12 protein-coding genes are annotated in these 19,180 nt (G+C 70.3%); 9 read left to right on the top strand and 3 right to left on the bottom strand.

The genetic code is table 11. The annotated features are described in order from the left end of the window. Window positions 1–21 precede the first annotated feature (21 nt). Genes BB334_RS11625 through BB334_RS11615 form a run of 3 tightly spaced genes read left to right on the top strand, consistent with a single transcriptional unit; the run spans window position 22 to window position 5,365 of the window. Window positions 22–4,281 (top strand): translocation/assembly module TamB domain-containing protein, encoded by a 4,260-nt coding sequence (locus BB334_RS11625; protein WP_232756723.1) that lies wholly within the window; start codon window positions 22–24, stop codon window positions 4,279–4,281. An 18-nt stretch (window positions 4,282–4,299) separates the two neighbouring features. After that, window positions 4,300–4,857, top strand: a complete 558-nt coding sequence (msrA, locus tag BB334_RS11620; protein WP_068808660.1) for a peptide-methionine (S)-S-oxide reductase MsrA — start codon at window positions 4,300–4,302, stop codon at window positions 4,855–4,857. A gap of 49 nt (window positions 4,858–4,906) precedes the next feature. Further along, window positions 4,907–5,365 carry an Lrp/AsnC family transcriptional regulator gene (locus tag BB334_RS11615; RefSeq protein WP_068808659.1) on the top strand — a complete coding sequence of 153 codons (459 nt, stop codon included), beginning with the start codon at window positions 4,907–4,909 and terminating at the stop codon, window positions 5,363–5,365. A gap of 61 nt (window positions 5,366–5,426) precedes the next feature. Here the strand turns inward: BB334_RS11615 and BB334_RS11610 are convergent, their stop codons facing one another. Further along, a complete protein-coding gene (locus BB334_RS11610) occupies window positions 5,427–6,770 on the bottom strand; it encodes a sodium-dependent transporter (protein WP_269799007.1) in 1,344 nt (447 codons plus the stop codon). A 406-nt stretch (window positions 6,771–7,176) separates the two neighbouring features. On the opposite strand from BB334_RS11610, the gene BB334_RS11605 reads away from it, so the two are divergent. The 3 genes from BB334_RS11605 to BB334_RS11595 all read left to right on the top strand — a co-directional run bounded on the left by BB334_RS11605 (window position 7,177) and on the right by BB334_RS11595 (window position 12,375). Then, window positions 7,177–10,770, top strand: a complete 3,594-nt coding sequence (locus BB334_RS11605; protein ID WP_068808657.1) for an indolepyruvate ferredoxin oxidoreductase family protein — start codon at window positions 7,177–7,179, stop codon at window positions 10,768–10,770. Window positions 10,771–10,895: 125 nt separating this feature from the next. Next, on the top strand, window positions 10,896–11,945 hold the full coding sequence (locus BB334_RS11600) for a Glu/Leu/Phe/Val dehydrogenase dimerization domain-containing protein (protein ID WP_068808656.1): 1,050 nt from the start codon (window positions 10,896–10,898) through the stop codon (window positions 11,943–11,945). Between the two features lie 85 nt (window positions 11,946–12,030). Then, window positions 12,031–12,375, top strand: a complete 345-nt coding sequence (locus tag BB334_RS11595; protein ID WP_068808655.1) for an FKBP-type peptidyl-prolyl cis-trans isomerase — start codon at window positions 12,031–12,033, stop codon at window positions 12,373–12,375. 27 nt (window positions 12,376–12,402) lie between these two features. Here BB334_RS11595 and recQ read toward each other — a convergent pair whose 3' ends face one another. Together recQ and BB334_RS11585 are read right to left on the bottom strand one after the other, a co-directional pair. Continuing rightward, a complete protein-coding gene (recQ, locus tag BB334_RS11590; protein WP_088179180.1) occupies window positions 12,403–14,250 on the bottom strand; it encodes a DNA helicase RecQ in 1,848 nt (615 codons plus the stop codon). 94 nt (window positions 14,251–14,344) lie between these two features. Next, complete coding sequence (locus tag BB334_RS11585) at window positions 14,345–16,063, bottom strand: Na/Pi cotransporter family protein (protein ID WP_198531231.1); 1,719 nt, start codon at window positions 16,061–16,063, stop codon at window positions 14,345–14,347. A 245-nt stretch (window positions 16,064–16,308) separates the two neighbouring features. On the opposite strand from BB334_RS11585, the gene coxB reads away from it, so the two are divergent. The 3 genes from coxB to BB334_RS18015 form a co-directional block, all read left to right on the top strand. Further along, window positions 16,309–17,130, top strand: coding sequence for a cytochrome c oxidase subunit II (gene coxB / locus BB334_RS11580; protein ID WP_068808653.1), 822 nt, complete (start codon window positions 16,309–16,311; stop codon window positions 17,128–17,130). A 66-nt stretch (window positions 17,131–17,196) separates the two neighbouring features. Then, the gene (gene ctaD / locus BB334_RS11575; protein ID WP_068808652.1) at window positions 17,197–18,783 is read left to right on the top strand and encodes a cytochrome c oxidase subunit I; all 1,587 of its coding nucleotides are present in this window, start codon (window positions 17,197–17,199) and stop codon (window positions 18,781–18,783) included. 112 nt (window positions 18,784–18,895) lie between these two features. Next, window positions 18,896–19,180, top strand: a 285-nt coding sequence (locus BB334_RS18015; protein WP_198531230.1) for a cytochrome c oxidase assembly protein, incomplete at its 3' end; no start/stop codon positions are given.

Raw genomic sequence — 19,180 nt, 5'->3', positions numbered from 1 at the left:
GCGTCCGATTCCGCGCCGGCCGTGTCGCCGCCGCGCAAGCGTCGTATCGCCGCCTGGATCGCGGGCGGCGTGCTGGTGCCGACCGCCGCGCTGATCGGCGCGCTTGGCTGGCTGCTGGGAACCGAGTCCGGTCTGCATGCGGCGCTCGGGCTCGGCGCGCGTGCGACCGGCGGCGCCCTCGAGGTCGAGGGCGCGCGCGGCCGCCTGCTCGGCCCGCTTCGCCTGGATGCGGTCCGCTATCGCATGCCCGACCTCACGCTCGACGTGCGCGAGGTGGAACTGCTCTGGCAGCCAGGCGTGCTGTTCGGGCGCCGGCTGCAGATCGACCGTCTCGCCGCGGCGAGTGTCGACGTCGCGCGACGCACGGCCGAGGAGCCCGATCCGGGTCCGATGGAGGCGCCTGCAAGCCTGGAACTGCCGCTCGCGGTCGAAATCACCCGGCTCGAGCTCGGGCGCTTCGCGCTGCGCGAGCTTGATGGCGACCTCGACGCGGGTGCCGTCAGGCCGCCGGAGGGTGCTCCGCCACCCGACGAGACGGCGCCGGCGGCAGGCGCGGGCAAGGAGCCGGTGGATGCGGTGGTCGAGGCCGCGGCGCAGACGGAGGCGGCCGCCGACACCGCCGGCGGGGCCGCGGCCGCGATGAAGGAGGCGGCCGAGGCGGCGACCGATCCTGCCGAGGCCGCCGATTCCGCGGCCGACGAGGCTGCGGCCGCGGGTTTCCGATTCTCCGGTCTTTCCGCCTCGCTCGTCAGCGACGGTCGCACCCATCGGCTGCGCTATCTGCTGATGACGCTGCCCCAGGGCAGCATTGCGGCCGACGCCGTGCTCGGCGGCGCTTCGCCTTTCGCGCTCGATGCGCGCGCGGCGATCGACGCCAGCCTCGAGGGTCGCAGCGTCCGCGCCCAGGCGGTGCTCGGCGAAAGCCTCCTCACCCCGCGGATCGAACTCGATGCGCAGGGCGAAGGCCTGACCGCCCGGGCCGAGGCCGCGGCCACGCCCTTCGAGGAACGCCTGCTGCGCGCGCTCACGCTGCGCGCCGGCGAACTCGATCCGGCGGCCTTCGTCGAGGGCGCGCCGCGCGCGGCGCTGCGCATCGACGCCGAGCTCGCCGCGCCCGTGGCGGGCGACACCTTGCTCGCCGGGCCGATACGGATCGACAACCGCCAGCCCGGTACCGTCGATGCCGGCGAGTTGCCGCTCGAATCCTTCGCGGGCCGGCTGGAGTGGCAGCCGGCGCAGGTCAGCCTCGACGAACTCGACATCCGCCTGCCCGGCGAGGGCCGTATCAGCGGCCGGGTCGCGTGGCGCCCGCCCGCGACCGCAGGCGCAGACACCGGCGAGGCGGGGCTTGTCGACACCGTGCCGCCCGAAGCAGGGCGGGCGGGCGGCGCCGAGGGCGACGATGGGCCACCGCCTGCCGTAACGGAATCCGAGGCGGCGCAGACCGCCTTCGGCCAGCTCGTCGCCGCGCTCGAACTCAGCGGCATCGACCCCGCCCGCCTCGACCGTCGACTGCCGAGCCAGGCGGTCGCCGGCCGCCTCGACGCCGAGGCCGACGCGCTGCGCCAGGCGCTCACCCTCGCGCTCGGCGTGGGCGCCGCCCGCATCGAGGCCGACGCCGAGCTGCTTGCCGGCGAACAGGCCGGCGCGCCGCGCAGCTTCAATCTTTCCGGCCAGTTGCGCGATGTCGATCCACGCGCGCTGCTCGCCACCGCGCCGCCGGCCCGGCTCAACCTCGATCTCGAGGCGAGCGGTGAGCTGCCGGCCGCGGGCCTGCCGCAGGCGGCGCGGCTCGACTTCCGCATCCCGCCCAGTCGCTTCGACAAGCTGCCGCTGGAGGGCAGGGGGCGCCTGGTGCTGGCGGGTGAGCGCCTGCCCGAGGTCGATCTCGCGCTCGACCTCGCCGGCAACCGTCTGCGCAGCAGCGGGGCCTTTGGTGGGGCGGGCGATCGCCTCGCGCTGCTGCTCGACGCGCCCGCGCTGCGCGCGCTCGGCTACGGCCTCGGCGGCCAGGCCCGTCTCGAGGGCACGGTCAGCGGGACGATGGCCGCCCCTGCCGGCGAGTTCGAGCTCTTCGGCGAGGCCCTGCGACTGCCGGGCGAGCTCCGCCTCGCGGGCATCAACGGGGCCGGTCGGCTCGATGCCGGGCAGGACGGCCGCTTCGACCTTTCGCTCGGCCTCAGCGGGCTCGGTCGCACCGGCACCGATGCCGACGGCGTCGCCCATCCCGACCTGATCGACAACGCCCGCCTCGGCGCCGAGGGCACGCGCGCGAAGCACCGTGTCGAGCTTAGCGCGACCGGGCTGGAAGACGACCGCGTGCGCATGGTGCTGGAAGGCGGGCTGCGTGAACGCGTCGCCGCCGGCGGCGAGAGCGGCTTCGACTGGGTAGGCCGCCTCGCCGCGCTCGAGACCGGCGGTCGCGTCGCTGCGCGGCTGCAGGCGCCGGCCGAGCTGGAGCTTTCGCCGAGCCGGGTCAGCCTCGGCGCGGCCGAGATCGAGGCCGGCGAGCGCGGCCGCATCCGTCTGCGCGAGACACGCTGGTCGCCGACAGAGACCGTTGCCCGCGGCACCATGAGCGGGCTGGCGCTCGGGCCGCTCACCCGTGCCGACGGCCGGCCGCGGCGCGGCCCCGGACCGCTGGTGCTCGGCGCCGAGTGGGATCTGCGCATGGCCGACACCCTCGACGGGCAGGCGCGCGTGTTCCGCGAGTCGGGCGATGTCACGCTCGAGGGCGAGATCCGCACCCGCCTCGGCATCGAGGCGCTCGAGGCCACGCTGGTGGCGCGCGGCGACCGCCTATCGCTGAGCTTGGACGGGCGCGGTACCGAGCTCGGCCGCGTCGAAGGCAGCGCCTCGGTGCAGGCCAGCCGCGGCGAGGGCGGCATGTGGACGGTCGCCCCGCAGGCACCGCTCAGCGGCTCGGCACGGCTCGACATGCCATCGATCACGTGGCTGGGCCGCCTGATGCAGGAGAGCGTCGAGACCGGCGGGCGGATCGCCGGCGAGATCAGCCTCGGCGGTACGGTGGGCAATCCGAGCGTGAGCGGACGCCTCTCCGGTGGTGATCTGGAGCTGGCGCTGATCGACCAGGGCCTGGTGCTGTCCGGTGGCGCGCTCGAGCTCGGCTTCGACCGCGACCGCGTGCGCCTGGAGCGGCTCGCCTTCGTCTCGCCCAACCGGGTCCGGCCGAACAAGCGCGACCTCCCGGTCGATGCGCTCACCGCCACGCCGGGGATCCTGAGCGCCTCGGGGGAAATCGCGCTCGACAGCGGCGACGGCCGCTTCGTCTTCGACGCCGACCGGCTGCCGCTGCTGCAGCGCCCCGATCGCTGGATGATCCTGTCGGGCAAGGGCGAGGCGCGCTCGACCTGGACCTCGCTGAAGCTCGAGGCAGACTTCGTCGCCGACGCCGGCTACATCGAGTTCGCCGAGTCGCCGCCGCCCAGCCTGTCCGACGACGTCGTGGTGCTCGGCCGCGACGACGCGCCGAAGGAGGGTGGCTTCGCCGTCACCGCCGATGTGCGGGTGCGGCTCGGCGAAGCACTGCACCTGTCGGCGATGGGGCTCGAGACCCGGCTCGCCGGCGAGCTCATGCTGCGAGCGCGCCCCGGTCTGCCGCTGGCGGCGGTGGGCAGCGTGTCAACCGTCGGCGGCGTGTTCCGCGGCTATGGCCAGAACCTCACGATCGACCGCGGCGTGGTCAACTTCCAGGGGCCGCTCGACAATCCGGGCCTGAACGTGGTCGCGCTGCGCAAGGGGCTGGCCGTGGAGGCGGGCGTCGCGGTCACCGGCAGCGCACGCCGGCCCATGGTCAAGCTGGTGTCCCAGCCCAACGTCCCCGATCCGGAAAAGCTGTCCTGGCTGGTGCTCGGGCGCGCGCCCGACGCCGGCTCCGGCGCCGACCTCGGCCTGTTGCTGCCGGCCGCGCAGGCGCTGTTCGGCGGCCCGGGCGGGGGCATGACCGACCAGCTGTCGCGCAGCCTCGGCTTCGACACCTTCTCGATCGGCCAGGGCGAGCTCGGCAGCACCTCCCACACCGCCACCAGCAGCGTGGTCGGCGGCGGCTCGCGGATCGCCAGCGGGCCGACCGTGGGCGGCAGCGTGCTGAGCCTCGGCAAGCGCCTCGACACCGATCTCTTCCTCTCCTTCGAGCAGAGCCTGGGCGGAGCGGAGACGCTGGTGAAGCTGAGTTACCAGCTGTCGCGCCGGCTCGCGCTGATCCTGCGGGGAGGCACCGACAACTCGGTGGATCTGGAGTATGGTTTCTCTTTCCGTTGAGAAGAAGGGCGAAGACCGATGACTGACGCGACGATCGAACCCGGGCTGCAAACCGCGATTTTCGGTGGCGGCTGTTTCTGGTGCCTCGAGGCGGTGTTCCGCGAGGTCGAGGGGGTGAGGTCGGTGGTCTCCGGCTACTGCGGCGGGCACGTCGAGTCGCCGACCTACCGTCAGGTATGCAGCGGCGGCACCGGTCACGCGGAGGTGGTGAAGATCGAGTTCGACCCGGCGGAAGTCGATTACCGCAAGCTGCTCGACATCTTCTTCCTGATCCACGATCCGACCACCCGCGACCGCCAGGGCAACGATGTCGGCCCCCAGTACCGCTCGGTGATCTTCGCGCAGGACGAGGACCAGCTGCATGCCGCGCTCGCGGTGATCGAGGAGCTCGGCGAACAGCGCGTGTTTCCGAAGGCGATCGTCACCCGGGTCGAGCGCGCCGCGCCGTTCTGGCCGGCGGAAGACGAACACCAGAGCTATTACGAGAACAATAGCGACATGCCGTACTGCCAGTACGTGGTGGCGCCTAAGGTGGCGAAGTACCGCGCAAGGTATCCGGTGCGCTGGAAGCGCTGAGGGTCGGCCGCGCGCCGGCGCCTTCGCGCACGACTTCGGGGGTGGGTGAATGAAGCTCGATCAGACGCAGCGTCAGATCCTGAGCCTGCTGCAGAAGGACGCCACCCTCAGCACCCAGGCGCTGGCCGACCGCGTCGGCATGTCGCCGACCGCCTGCTGGCGGCGGGTGAAGGAAATGGAGGAGGCGGGCCTGATCCGCGCGCACGTGGTGCTGGTGGACCGACACAAGATCGGGCTGGGCACCTGCGTGTGGGTGCGGGTGAAGCTCAAGCAGCACAGCGCCGACGTGCTCGAGCGCTTCGAGCGGGTGGTGAAAGGCTGCGATGAGGTCATCGAGTGCTACGAGCTGCTCGGCGAGACCGACTGCCTGCTCAAGCTCTATCTGCCCGGCATGGAGGCGCTGTCGGCCTTCATGCACAATTTCCTGCTCAAGATCCCCGAGATCGACGTCGTCAATTCGGCGGTGGCGCTGCGCGAGATCAAGAACGAAACGGCCCTGCCGCTGTGAAGCGGCAGGGCCGTTGGCGTCGGGGTCGCTTCGCCGCGCGCACGCACGCGGCGGCTCCCGCTCAGAGGTTGTGCCAGAACACCACGAGGATGCCGATCGGCGCCACGTAGCGCGCGAGCAGGGTCCATACCCCGAAGCCCGCGCGGCCGAGGCCGAGCTCGGCGCGCACGCCCTGCTGCTCGAGTTTCCAGGCGGCGAACACGATCGCGCCGAGGCCGGCGAGCGGCAGCATGAACTTGCTGGTGGCGTAATCGAGGAGGTCGAACAGGTTGAGGCCCGCGACCTTGAAATCGCCCCACACGTTGAAGGACAGCAGCGCGCCGATGCCGAGCGCCCAGGTCGCGAGGCCGGCCACCGCGGTGGCGCCCAAGCGGTTCAGCGGGGTGCGCTCCTCGAGCGTCTCCACGACCGGCTCGAGCAGCGAGATCGACGAGGTCAGGGCGGCGAAGCTCAGCAGCAGGAAGAACAGCGTACCGAGCAGCACGCCGCCGGCGATGCTGCCGAATGCGATCGGCAGGGTGACGAATACCAGGCCGGGCCCGGCGGCGGGGTCGAGGCCGTTCGCGAACACGATCGGAAAGATCGCCAGGCCGGCGCAGAGCGCGAAGGCGGTGTCGAAGGCGACCACGGTGCTCGCCGCGCGCAGCAGGCTGACGTCCTCGCCGAGGTAGGAGCCATAGGCCATCATGATGCCCATGCCGAGCGACAGGGTGAAGAAGGCGTGGCCGAGGGCGGCCAGCACCACCTCGCCGTTGAGCTTGCTCCAGTCTGGGTTGAACAGGTATTGCGCCGCCTGGCCGAAGCCGCCGCTGCTGATGCCGTAGCCGACCAGGATCAGCAGGATCAGCGCAAGCGCCGGCATCAGCAGCTTGGCTGCGCGCTCCAGGCCGCCGGACACGCCCATCGCGACCACCGCCACCGTCAGCAGCATGAAGCCCGAGTGCCAGCCGAGCAGGCTGCCCGGGCCGGCGAGGAAGCTCTCGAAGGCAGCGCCGATCGCCGTCTTGTCGAGACCGGTGAAGCCGCCCGAAGCCGCGTCGCCGGTGTAGGCGAGGGCCCAGCCGCCGATCACGCTGTAGAAGGAGAGGATCAGGAAGGCCGCGAGCACGCCGATCACGCCGACCAGCGCCCAGCTGCGATGGCGGCCGTTTTCGCGCGCCAGCTGCGACATCGTGTTGATCGGGTTCTTCTGGCCGCGGCGGCCGATCAGCCATTCCGATACCAGGATGGGCACGCCGATCAGCAGGATGCAGGCGAGATAGACGGCGACGAAGGCGCCACCGCCGCTCTGGCCGACCATGTAGGGAAACTTCCAGATATTGCCGAGGCCGACCGCGGAGCCGGTCGCGGCGAGCACGAAGCCCATCCGGGACGACCACTGGGCGTGGCCCGGGGCCCCCGGTATGGAACCCGAGCCCCGCTGCGGGTCTCGCGTGATTGAGGTGGATGTGGTCACTGCTGAGGTCTCCTCTCGTATGCCGACGCTCGTGGCGTCATCGGCAGGGTTGGGCGGTGCACGGCGGGCGGGAGTCGCGCGTCGGCGCCGTTGCCTCCCTGCGTTTCGTTGCCTGCCGGGCGGCGCAGCCCGGCAGGGAGGCGTGATCGTAATTTGTGATGAGTGGAAAAATTTTTCTTATAACGGCCTCCGTGGCCTCAATTGAGAAAAAATTTTCCTGCCGGTACTCCTTAGCATTGTTTTCCGCGTTGGCGCTCGCGGACGCGCATTCAATCATAAAAGGAGACGACGCCGGCAGTCCCGCAGCCCGTGACACCATCATGGCGCAAGGCGGGGCGCGGCGGTTCACACCACCATGTCGAACATACTGCCCAATGTCCGTCTGGACGACAAATTCACCCTGAAGTCCGGTCGCGCGTGGATGACCGGCATCCAGGCCCTGGTGCGTCTGCCGATGATGCAGAAGCTGCGCGACGAGGCCGCCGGGCTGAACACCGCCGGCTTCGTCACCGGCTACCGCGGCTCGCCGCTCGGCAATGTCGACCAGGCGTTCTGGAAGGCGAAGAAATTCCTCGACGCGCTCGACATCCGCTTCCAGCCCGGCCTCAACGAGGATCTCGCCGCGACCGCGGTGTGGGGCACGCAGCAGGTCACGCTCGACCCCAATGCGAAATACGACGGCGTGTTCTCGATCTGGTACGGCAAGGGCCCGGGCGTCGACCGCACCGGCGACGTGTTCCGCCATGCCAATGCCGCCGGCACCTCCGAGCACGGCGGCGTGCTGGTGATCGCGGGCGACGACCACGCCGCCAAGTCCTCGACCCTGCCGCACCAGACCGAACATGTGTTCAAGGCGCTGATGATGCCGGTGCTGGTGCCGGCCGGCATCCAGGAATACCTGGAATATGGGCTGCACGGCTTCGCGCTGTCGCGCTACTCGGGCTGCTGGGTGGCGTTCAAGGCGCTCACCGACACCGTGGAGACCTCGTCCTCGGTGGATGTCGATCCGTTCAAGGTGCGAACCGTGATCCCCTCCGCCGAGGCCTTCCCGCTGCCCGCCGACGGCCTCAACCTGCGCTGGCCCGATCCGCCCCTGGTGCAGGAGGAGCGCCTGCTCCATCACAAGCTGTATGCCGCGCTCGCCTACTGCCGAGCGAACCAGCTCAACCGGACGGTGATCGACAGCCCGCATGCGAAGCTCGGCATCATCACCAGCGGCAAGAGCTATCTCGACGTGCGCCAGGCGCTCGACGACCTCGGCATCGACGAGCGCCTGGCGGCCGAAATCGGCCTGCGCGTCTACAAGGTGGGCATGGTGTGGCCGCTCGAGGCCGAGGGCGTGCGCCGCTTCGCCGAGGGCCTCGAGGAGATCCTGGTGGTCGAGGAGAAGCGCCAGTTCCTCGAGTACCAGCTGAAGGAGGAGCTCTACAACTGGAAGGACGAGGTGCGTCCACGCGTCATCGGCAAGTTCGACGAGAAGGGCGAGTGGAGCCTGCCCCACGCCGACTGGCTGCTGCCGGCCGCGGGCGAACTGACCCCCGCGATGGTCGCGCGCGCGATCGCCGCCCGCATCGCGCGCTTCTACACCTCAGACCGCATCAAGGCGCGCCTGCTCTTCCTCGAAGCCAAGGAGGCGGCGCTCGCCAGGCCGCGGCAGTCGATCGCCCGCGTGCCGCACTATTGCTCCGGCTGCCCGCACAACACCTCGACCCGGGTGCCCGAGGGCTCGCGCGCGATCGCCGGCATCGGCTGCCACTACATGGCGACCTGGCTGTCGCCCGAGCACACCCAGACCTTCTGCCAGATGGGCGGCGAAGGCGTGCCCTGGATCGGCCAGGCGCCATTCACGAACACCCCGCACGTGTTCGCCAACCTCGGCGACGGCACCTACATGCACTCGGGCATCCTCGCCATCCGCGCGGCGGTGGCGGCGAAGGTGAACATCACCTACAAGATCCTCTACAACGACGCGGTGGCGATGACCGGCGGCCAGCCCCACGACGGCGCGCTGTCGGTGCCGATCATCGCGCGCCAGCTGCTGGCCGAGGGCGTCGGCACGGTGGTCGTGGTCAATGACGGCACCCCGCGCGCCTACGGCCCCGCCGATCTGCCGCACGGCATCGCCATCCGCCACCGCGACGAGCTCGAGACGGTGCAGCGCGAGCTGCGCGAACTGCCGGCGGTGACCGCGATCATCTACGATCAGACCTGCGCCGCCGAGAAGCGCCGCCGCCGCAAGCGCGGCACCTTCTCCGACCCCGCGCAGCGTGTGGTGATCAACGAGCTCGTGTGCGAGGGCTGTGGCGACTGCAGCGACAAGTCGAACTGCATGTCGGTGGCCGCGGTCGAGACCGAGTTCGGCCGCAAGCGCACGATCGACCAGTCGTCGTGCAACAAGGACTTCTCCTGCGTGAAGGGCTTCTGCCCGAGCTTCGTCACCGTCGAGGGCGGCCGGCTGCGCAAGGGCAGCGCGGCGGGCACCGCGGCCGCGGGCTTCGCCGAGCTGCCGCTGCCGCAGCCGCAGCTGCCTTCGACCGCCGCGCCGTGGGGCATCCTGATCACCGGCGTCGGCGGCACCGGCGTGGTGACCATCGGCGCGCTGCTCGGCATGGCCGCCCACCTCGAAGGCAAGGGCATCTCGGTGCTCGACATGGCGGGGCTGGCGCAGAAGGGCGGCGCGGTGTGGTCGCACGTGCGCATCGCCGACCGCCCCGAGCAGCTCCACGCCGCCCGCGTCGCCGCCGGCGAGGCGAATGCGGTGATCGGCTGCGACCTGGTGGTGGCGGCCGGCGACGAGTCGCTCGCCAAGATGCGCGCCGGCCACACCCGGGTGGTGATCAACCGCGACCAGACCATGACCAGCGAGTTCGTGCGCGGCTTCGCCGCCCAGGCGCGCAGCGGCGATGTCGCCGCCAATCCGGATCCGCAGTTCCCCGCGGGCTCGATGGAGGCGCAGATCGTCGACGCGGTCGGTGCCGGGCGCGCCGAATTCATCGACGCCAGCCGGCTCGCCACCGCACTGCTCGGCGATTCGATCGCCACCAACCTGTTCATGCTCGGCTACGCCTGGCAGAAGGGGCTGGTGCCGCTCGGCGGCGAGGCCATCCTGCGCGCGATCGAGATCAACGGCGCCGCGGCCGAGGCCAACAAGGCCGCCTTCCTGTGGGGGCGCCGCGCCGCGGTGGATCCGCAGGCGGTCGCCGAGGCCGCCCGGCCGCAGCACGGCACGCCCGCGCACCACGCGCTGTCGGCCAGCCTCGACGAGCTGGTGGCGCGGCGCAAGGCTCATCTGCGCGAATACCAGAACGCGGCTTACGCCGCGCGCTACGCGCATCTGGTGGAGCGGGTGCGCGCCGCCGAGGCGCGCGTGGTGCCGGGCGTGACCACGCTGACCGAGGCGGTGGCGCGCGGCTACCACAAGCTGCTCGCCTACAAGGACGAGTACGAAGTGGCGCGGCTGTACACCGCCACCGACTTCCTGAAGCGGGTCGAAGAGCAGTTCGAGGGCGACTACAAGCTGGTTTTCCATCTCGCCCCGCCGACCCTCGCCGACAAGGATCCGCACACCGGCGAGCTCAGGAAGAAGGACTACGGTCCCTGGATGCTGAAGGCGATGCGGGTGCTGGCGAAGTTCCGCCACCTGCGCGGCAGCGTGCTCGATCCCTTCGCCCGCAGCCACGACCGCCGGCTCGATCGTGCCCTGATCGCGGATTACGAGCGCCTGGTCGACGAGCTTCTCGCCGGCCTCCAGCCCGCCAACCACGACCTCGCGGTGCAGCTCGCCGCCCTGCCCGAGCACATCCGCGGCTTCGGTCACGTGCGCGAGCGCTACCTCGCCGGTGCCCGCAAGCGCGAGGCCGCGCTGCTCGCGCGCTTTCGCGGCGGCGCGCCGGCTGCGGCCGAGCCCGCCGCACGAGTGCACAAGCTGATCCCGATCGTCGCCGGCTGAGCCCTCGGCCGGCGCCAGGCAATCCCATCCGACCGGCGCCGCCATCCGCGGCGCCGGTCGCCCCTGCCTACCCGGCAGTTCATGCAGCAATCATCACCCACCATCCCATGAGGAAGGAGACAAGCATGGCCGTTTTTTCCCAGACCGATTTCGCCGACCACGAGCAGGTGGTCTTCGTCAGCGACGACAAGAGCGGACTGAAGGCGATCATCGCCGTCCATAACTCGAACCTCGGCCCCGCCCTCGGTGGCTGCCGCATGTGGCCCTACGCCAGCGAGGACGAGGCGATCCGCGACGTGCTGCGCCTGTCGCGCGGCATGACCTACAAGTCGGCGATGGCGAAGCTCGCACTCGGCGGCGGCAAGTCGGTCATCATCGGCGACCCGCGCACCGACAAGACGCCGGAATTGCTCGCGGCCTTCGCGCGCGCGGTCGAGCGCCTCGACGGCCGCTACATCGCCGCCGAGGACTCCGGCACCAGCGTCGCCGACATGAAGACGATGGCGCAGCACACCCGCCATGTGGCCGGCATCGTCGACAAGCCGACCGGGGAGGGCATGCGCAGCGGCGACCCCTCGCCGGCCACCGCCTACGGCGTGTTCGTCGGCATCCGCGCCGCGGTCGAGGAGCGCCTCGGCCGTGCCTCGCTCGCCGGGCTGCGGGTGGCGGTGCAGGGCGTGGGCAACGTCGGCTTCGACCTCGCCCGTCAGCTGCGCGAGGCCGGCGCCGAGCTGTGGGTCACCGACATCCACCGCGACGCGCTGACCCGGGCGGGGCGCGAGCTCGGCGCCACCGTGGTCGCCCCGGAGGAGATCTTCGGCCTCGAGGTCGACGTGTTCGCGCCGTGCGCGCTCGGCGCGGTGATCAACGACCAGACCCTGCCGCGGCTCAAGGCGAAGATCGTCGCCGGCGCCGCCAACAACCAGCTCGCCGAGCCGCGCCACGGCGCCGAACTGTTCCGCCGCGGCGTCCTCTACGCGCCCGACTACGTCATCAACGCCGGCGGCATCATCGATGTCTGCTACGAGCGCACCGGCTTCGACCGCGCCGCGGTGATGGCGCACATCGAGGGCATCCATGACAACCTGATGGCGGTGTTCGCGCGTGCCCGCCGCGAGGAGCGGCCCACCGGCGAGGTGGCGGACGCGATCGCGGAGGAGCGCTTCAGGCGCTGAGGCCGAGCCGCGCGGCACCAGGAAAGGACGGCGCGCGGGCGGGGCGGGTAGAATCCGCCCTTTCCCAACCCGCAGGAGCAATCGCATGACCCAGACTACCACCCCCAGCGGCCTCGTCATCGACGACATCGAGGTCGGTACCGGCGACACCGCGGTGAAGGGCAAGATGGTGTCGGTGCACTACACCGGCTGGCTCACCGACGGCCGCAAGTTCGACTCCAGCAAGGATCGCAACGACCCCTTCAACTTCCCGCTCGGCGCCGGCCACGTGATCCGCGGCTGGGACGAGGGGGTCGAGGGCATGCAGGTCGGCGGCAAGCGCAAGCTGACGATTCCGCCCGAGCTCGGCTACGGCGCGCGCGGCGCCGGCGGCGTGATCCCGCCCAACGCCACCCTGGTGTTCGAGGTCGAGCTGCTGAAGGTGATCTGACCTCTCGGCGCTGGCGACGCGGTTCGCTCAGCTCGTCGAGGCGACGATCTCCAGGATCGCCTCGCCGTAGGCCTCGAGCTTGCGATCGCCGATGCCGCTGATGCCGCCCAGCTCGGCGAGCGACTGCGGTCGCGCGATCGCGATTTCGCGCAGCGTGGCGTCCTGGAACACCACGTAGGCGGGCACGTTGCGCTCCTTCGCGGTCGCCACCCGCCACGCGCGCAGGCGATCGAACAGCGTGGTGGGGATGCCGCCCGGGATGTCGAGCGCGGCGGCAGTCCTGCGCCGGGCGCGCCCCTTGCTGCGCTCGCGCTCGAGGCGCAGGTGGAATTCCGCGTCGCCGCGCAGCAGCGGGCGGGCGGCGTCGGTGAGGCGCAGCGCGTTGTAGCGCTCGTGGTCCACCGCCACCAGCTCGCGCGCCACCAGCTGGCGGAACACCGTGCGCCAGCGCTTCTCGTCGAGTTCGCTGCCGATGCCGAAGGTGGTGATGTCCTGGTGGCCGCGCTCGATCACCTTGTCGGTGAGCTCGCCGCGCAGCACGTCGATCAGGTGGCCGGCGCCGTAGCGCTGACCGGTCCGATACACGCAGGACAGCGCCTTGCGCGCGGCCTCGGTGGCATCCCAGGTCTGTGGCGGGTTGAGACAGTTGTCGCAGTTGCCGCAGGGGGTGGAGTCCTCGCCGAAGTAGGCGAGCAGGTGCTGGCGGCGGCAGGTCGTGGCTTCGACCAGGCCGACCAGCACGTCGAGCCGGTTGCGCGCCAGGCGCTTGAACTCCTCGCTCGCCTCGGATTCGTCGATCATCCGCCGCTGCTGCACCACGTCCTGCGCGCCCCAGGCCATCCACGCCTGCGCGGGCAGGCCGTCGCGGCCGGCGCGGCCGGTCTCCTGGTAGTAGCCCTCGATCGAGCGCGGCAGGTCGAGGTGGGCGACGAAGCGCACGTCGGGCTTGTCGATACCCATGCCGAAGGCGATCGTCGCCACCATGATCAGCCCGTCCTCGCGCAGGAAGCGGGTCTGGTGTTCGGCGCGCACCTCCTGCGGCAGGCCGGCGTGATAGGGCAGGGCGTTGAGGCCCTGCTCCTGCAGCCAGGCCGCGGTCTCCTCGACCTTGCGCCGCGAAAGGCAGTAGATGATGCCGGCGTCGGACGGGAATTCCTCGCGCAGGAAGTGCAGCAGCTGGCGGCGCGGATCGTCCTTCTCGACGATCGTGTAACGGATGTTGGGGCGGTCGAAGCTGGAAACGAAGCGGCGCGCGTCCTGCAGGTTCAGCCGATCGGCGATCTCCTCGCGGGTCTGGCGGTCGGCGGTCGCGGTGAGCGCGATGCGCGGGATCGCCGGATAACGCTCGGGCAGGATCGACAGCTGCAGGTACTCGGGGCGGAAGTCGTGCCCCCACTGCGACACGCAGTGCGCCTCGTCGATCGCGAACAGCGTGAGCCGGCCGGTGTCGCGCAGGTAGTCGAGCTGATCGAGGAAGCGCGGCGTCATCAGGCGCTCGGGGGCGACATAGAGCAGATCGAGCGCGCCGTCGTGCAGCGCCCGCTCCACCGCGCGCGCGGCATCCATGTCGAGGCTGGAGTTGAGGAAGGCGGCGCGCACGCCGGCCTCGACCAGCGCGCTGACCTGGTCGTGCATCAGCGCGATCAGCGGCGACACCACGATCGCCGTGCCTTCCCGCAGCAGCGCCGGGATCTGGTAGCAGAGCGACTTGCCGCCGCCCGTGGGCATCAGCACCAGGGCATCGCCGCCGGCGGCCACGTGCTCGACGATCGCCTGCTGCTCGCCGCGGAAGGCCGCGTAGCCGAAGACGTGTTCGAGAACATGGAGGGCGGATCGGGCGGCGGGCGGGGCGGAAGTCGGCGACGGAGCACTCATGGCGCGCAATTGTACCGGCTCGGGGGCCTCGCTACGGCGCGGCGGTGGACGTTCCGCTGCGCGGCGCCCTGCGGCAGGGAGGCGATGCGTCCACTCAGCCGCCGTGGTTGGCGATCGCGTCGCCGTGGTCTCCGTCCAGGCGCGCTGCTTGCGCAGGGGCCACGCCTTCGAGCACCGCGATCATGCGCGCGGCTTTCGCCACCTGCTCGGCGGCGCGCCGCTGCAGGCTCGCCAGGCGCAGCCAGTCCTGCATGCTGCGGATGTCGAGGCGGGCGTGGGCGCCGCTCAGCAAGAGTGCCTCCTTGAGGGCCTGATAGCGCGCCTCCGCCTCCTGCAGCCTGAGCTCGACCGCGCCGGTGTTGAAGTCTTCGCGGCTGGCGTCGGCGGCGCGGGCGAGCGCGGCGGTCGCTTCGACGAAGGCGCTCGCTGCGCTCGCCAGTTCGGGGCTCTCCGCCCTGCCGAGCGCGGCGCCCAGGGTGCGTGCCTCGCGCAGGGCGGCCGCCGCGTTTTCCTGATACTGCAGCGCGCGCAGGCAGCGTGCCAGCGCCTCGACCAGGGTCGGCGGCAGACTGGCGCCGCTTAGCCGGCGGGTGTAGTCGGCGATCGCGGGGGCGAGCGTCTCGAGCGCCGAGGTTTCGCGCTCGATCGTCGCCTCATCCTGCGGCCGGCGCGCGGAGGCGTCGAGCGCGGTGGTGGCGAAGCCCTGGGTGCGGCCGAGCTCCATGCGCAGCGCGTGGAGCGCGAGGTCGGGGATCGCCAGCGAATTGTCGTCGAGGTGGCGTGGGTGGGCGAGCGCCTCCTCGCGGCCTCGGAAGCGGCCGCTCAGCACCTTCAGCATCGGGGTGGCGAGCGGCACCATCAGCAGCACGCCGAGCAGGTTGAACACGGTGTGGAACATCGCCACCATCACCGCCGGCGTTGCGGGCGTTTCCAGCCAGTTGCGCAGCAGATCGAGGAGGCCGATCAGCAGGGGCAGGATCGCCAGCGCGACCGCGCCGGTGACCAAGTTGAAGATGACGTGGGCGGCGGCCAGGCGGCGCGCACTCGAGGTGGCGCCGATCGCCGACAGGATCGCGGTGGAGGTGGTGCCGATGTTGGTGCCGATGACGATCGCGCAGGCCGCTTCCACCGAGATCAGCCCGCCCTGGGCGGCGGTAATCACGATCGCGATCACCGCGCCCGAGGCCTGCATCAGCACCGTCATCAGGGTGCCGATCGCCACCAGGGTGAGCCAGCCGGCGATGCCCGGGGCGAGGAAGTCGTGGAAGTCGATCGCGCTGCCGAAACCGGCGAAGGTGTCCTTCAGCGCATCGATGCCGAGGAAGAGCAGGCCGAAGCCGGCCAGCGCCTGTCCCAGCGCGCGCGCGCGGAGCGTCCGCCCGGCGAGCATCAGGGTGGCGCCGACGCCGACGAAGGGCAGGGCGAAGGCGTCGATCCTGAAGCCGAAGCCGAGCGCCGCCACCAGCCAGGCGTTCATCGTGGTGCCGAGGTTGGAGCCGAACACCACCCACAGCGCGTTCTGCAGCGAGAGCAGGCCGGTGTTGACGAAGCCGATGCTCGCCACCGTCACCGCGGTCGAGGACTGCACCAGGCCGGTCATCAGTACGCCCGCTGCGAGCCCGCGCGGACGGGTCGCGGTGCCGCGCTCGAGGAGCCCCTCGAGGGCGCGGCCCGCGGCCAGCTTGAGCCCCTCGGTCAGCATGTGCATGCCGATCAGGAACAGACCGATGCCGCCGAGCAGGCCGGCGACGACGTCGAAGGTGGACAGGACTTGGGTTTCCAGGGCGGACTCCGGGGCGAGCGCGGCAGGCATCGATAGCGTAATACCGAATGAGCCGGGCGCGGAAGCGGCTCCAGGCGCAGGTTCCTGTCGCGCTGCAGCAAAAAAACCCGTGGGAAAACCCCGAAGCTGCGACCCAATGCCGCAGCGTGTGGGTCATCTAGCACTTATTGCAATGCAATATATTGATTTTCATCAAATATGCGTGTTGCGAGTGCCAAATTCGCTATGGCAACATCAGCTGCATCTGCCGATAACGATAAATCCGGGGAGACAACATGGGACGTACCGGCCACATCGCAGGCCTTTCCCTCTTTCTCGCCGCGGCGCCGACGCTCGCACAGGAGCCGCACGCGCGCTACAACCTGCAGGCGCCGGTCACCACGATCGCGGCGCAGATCGACGACATGCACACCTTCATGCTGATCATCTGCCTGGTGATCTTCATCGGCGTGTTCGGCGTCATGTTCTGGTCGGTGATCCGTCACCGCAAGTCGCGTGGCGCGGTCGCGGCCAACTTCCACGAGCACACCGGGGTCGAGATCGCGTGGACGGTCATCCCCATCCTGATCCTGCTCGGGATGGCCTGGCCGGCGACCAAGACCGTGATCGCGATGAAGGACACCTCCAACCCCGACATCACGATCAAGGCTACCGGCTATCAGTGGAAGTGGGGCTACGACTACCTGCAGGGCGAGGGCGAGGGGATCCGCTTCCTGTCCGCGCTGTCGACCCCGCGCGAGCAGATCGAGGGCGCCGCGCCCAAGGGCGATGCCTACCTGCTCGAGGTGGACAACCCGGTGGTGGTGCCGGTGGGCAAGAAGATCCGCGTCGTGCTCACCGCCAACGACGTCATCCACTCCTGGTGGGTGCCTGCCTTCGGCGTCAAGCAGGACGCGATTCCCGGCTTCATCCGCGACGCCTGGTTCCTCGCCGAGAAGGAGGGGGTCTATCGCGGTAATTGCGCCGAGCTGTGCGGCCGCGACCATGGTTTCATGCCGATCGAGGTGCACGTGGTGTCCGAGGCGCGCTACGCCGCCTGGGTCGCCGAGCAGAAGTCGAAGATGGCCGTCGCCCAGGCGCCGGCCGATCCGGGCTGACGCCCAGCGCCGGTCTTCCCGCCCCGAACCCCACCCCGACCCGCACGCCGACAGGAGGCGCCCCGCATGGCCACCCTGACCCATGATCCGATCCACGCCGGACACGCCGCCCACCACGGCCCCACCGGCCTGATGCGTTGGCTCACCACGACCAACCACAAGGACATCGGCACGATGTACATGATCTTCAGCTTCATCATGTTCCTGTCCGGGGGCGTGATGGCGCTGACGATCCGTGCCGAGCTGTTCCAGCCCGGCCTGCAGGTGGTCGAGCCCGAGTTCTTCAACCAGCTCACCACGATGCACGGCTTGGTGATGGTGTTCGGCGCGATCATGCCGGCCTTCGTCGGCTTCGCGAACTGGATGATCCCGCTGATGATCGGCGCCAGCGACATGGCCTTCGCGCGCATGAACAACTGGAGCTTCTGGCTGCTGCCGCCGGCGGCGATCCTGCTCCTCGGCTCCTTCTTCGTGCCGGGCGGCGCCACCGCCGCCGGGTGGACGCTGTACGCGCCGCTGTCGGTGCAGATGGGCATGGGCATGGACCTCGCCATCTTCGCCATCCACATCATGGGCATCAGCTCGATCATGGGCGCGATCAACATCGTCGTCACCGTGCTCAACATGCGCGCGCCCGGCATGACCATGATGAAGATGCCGCTGTTCTGCTGGACCTGGCTCATCACCGCCTACCTGCTGATCGCGGTGATGCCGGTGCTCGCCGGCGCGGTGACCATGATCCTCACCGACCGCCACTTCGGCACCAGCTTCTTCAACGCCGCCGGCGGCGGCGACCCGGTGATGTACCAGCACATCTTCTGGTTCTTCGGTCACCCGGAGGTCTACATCATGATCCTCCCGGCCTTCGGCATCGTCAGCCAGATCATCCCCACCTTCGCGCGCAAGCCGCTGTTCGGTTACGCGTCGATGGTCTATGCCACCGCGTCTATCGCGATCCTCTCCTTCGCGGTGTGGGCGCACCACATGTTCGCCACCGGCATGCCGGCGGCTGGCCAGCTGTTCTTCATGTACGCGACGATGCTGATCGCCGTGCCCACCGGGGTGAAGGTGTTCAACTGGGTGGCGACGATGTGGCGCGGCGCGCTCACGTTCGAGTCGCCGATGCTGTGGGCCACCGGCTTCCTCTTCGTGTTCACCATCGGCGGCTTTACCGGGCTGATCTGCGCGATCGCGCCGATCGACATCCAGGTGCAGGACACCTATTACGTGGTCGCGCACTTCCACTACGTGCTGGTCGCCGGCTCGCTGTTCGCGCTCTTCGCCGGGGCCTACTTCTGGCTCCCGAAATGGACCGGGCACATGCCCAGCGAATTCCTCGGCAAGCTGCATTTCTGGTGCTCGATGGTGTTCTTCAACATCACCTTCTTCCCGATGCACTTCCTTGGCCTGGCCGGGATGCCGCGCCGCATTCCCGACTACGCGCTGCAGTTCGCCGACTTCAACGCCATGGCCAGCGTCGGCGCCTTCGGCTTCGGCCTGTCGCAGCTGATCTTCCTCGTCGTCTTGGTCAAGTGCGTGCGTGGCGGCAGGAAGGCCGAGGCCCGTGCCTGGGAGGGCGCCGAGGGACTCGAGTGGACCGTGCCCTCGCCGGCGCCGCACCACACCTTTGAGGTCGCCCCGGTGGTGAGGTGAGCGTGAAACCCGACCGCCGCCGTGCCGCCAACATCCGCACCGGGCTGCTGCTCGGCGCGGTGGCCCTCGGCTTCTTCCTCTTCGTCATCGTCAAGTACAAGGTGTTCGGCCGATGAGCGCGCGGCGCAGCGATTTCCGCACCGGCGAGAACCGGCGACTGCTCGTTCGCCTCGGCCTGTCCGCGGCGATGATGTTCGGTTTCGGCTTCCTGCTCGTGCCCTTCTACGAGCAGATCTGCGAAGCGACCGGCATCAACAACTTCCTGCGTCCGGAGGCGGAACGGGGCGCGCGCGCGGCGGCCAACACCCAGGTCGACCCGAGCCGCAGCGTCACCATCCAGTTCGATGCCAACCTCCACGACCTGCCCTGGCGATTCCGCCCGCTGCAGCGCACCGTG

It is taken from the genome of Thauera phenolivorans, assembly GCF_001696715.1.
Taxonomy (GTDB): Bacteria; Pseudomonadota; Gammaproteobacteria; order Burkholderiales; family Rhodocyclaceae; genus Thauera; species Thauera phenolivorans.
The sequence above is the reverse complement of the archived record's forward strand: the minus strand, read 5'-3'. Positions and strand labels throughout refer to the sequence as shown.

What these genes read in the sequence shown, in the direction of transcription:
- msrA (WP_068808660.1), top strand. Translation starts at nt 4,300, where the DNA reads ATGACTGACGCGACGATCGAACCCGGGCTGCAAACCGCGATTTTCGGT.
- BB334_RS11615 (WP_068808659.1), top strand. Translation starts at nt 4,907, where the DNA reads ATGAAGCTCGATCAGACGCAGCGTCAGATCCTGAGCCTGCTGCAGAAG.
- BB334_RS11605 (WP_068808657.1), top strand. Translation starts at nt 7,177, where the DNA reads ATGTCGAACATACTGCCCAATGTCCGTCTGGACGACAAATTCACCCTG.
- BB334_RS11600 (WP_068808656.1), top strand. Translation starts at nt 10,896, where the DNA reads ATGGCCGTTTTTTCCCAGACCGATTTCGCCGACCACGAGCAGGTGGTC.
- BB334_RS11595 (WP_068808655.1), top strand. Translation starts at nt 12,031, where the DNA reads ATGACCCAGACTACCACCCCCAGCGGCCTCGTCATCGACGACATCGAG.
- recQ (WP_088179180.1), bottom strand. Translation starts at nt 14,250, where the DNA reads ATGAGTGCTCCGTCGCCGACTTCCGCCCCGCCCGCCGCCCGATCCGCC.
- BB334_RS11585 (WP_198531231.1), bottom strand. Translation starts at nt 16,063, where the DNA reads ATGCCTGCCGCGCTCGCCCCGGAGTCCGCCCTGGAAACCCAAGTCCTG.
- coxB (WP_068808653.1), top strand. Translation starts at nt 16,309, where the DNA reads ATGGGACGTACCGGCCACATCGCAGGCCTTTCCCTCTTTCTCGCCGCG.
- ctaD (WP_068808652.1), top strand. Translation starts at nt 17,197, where the DNA reads ATGGCCACCCTGACCCATGATCCGATCCACGCCGGACACGCCGCCCAC.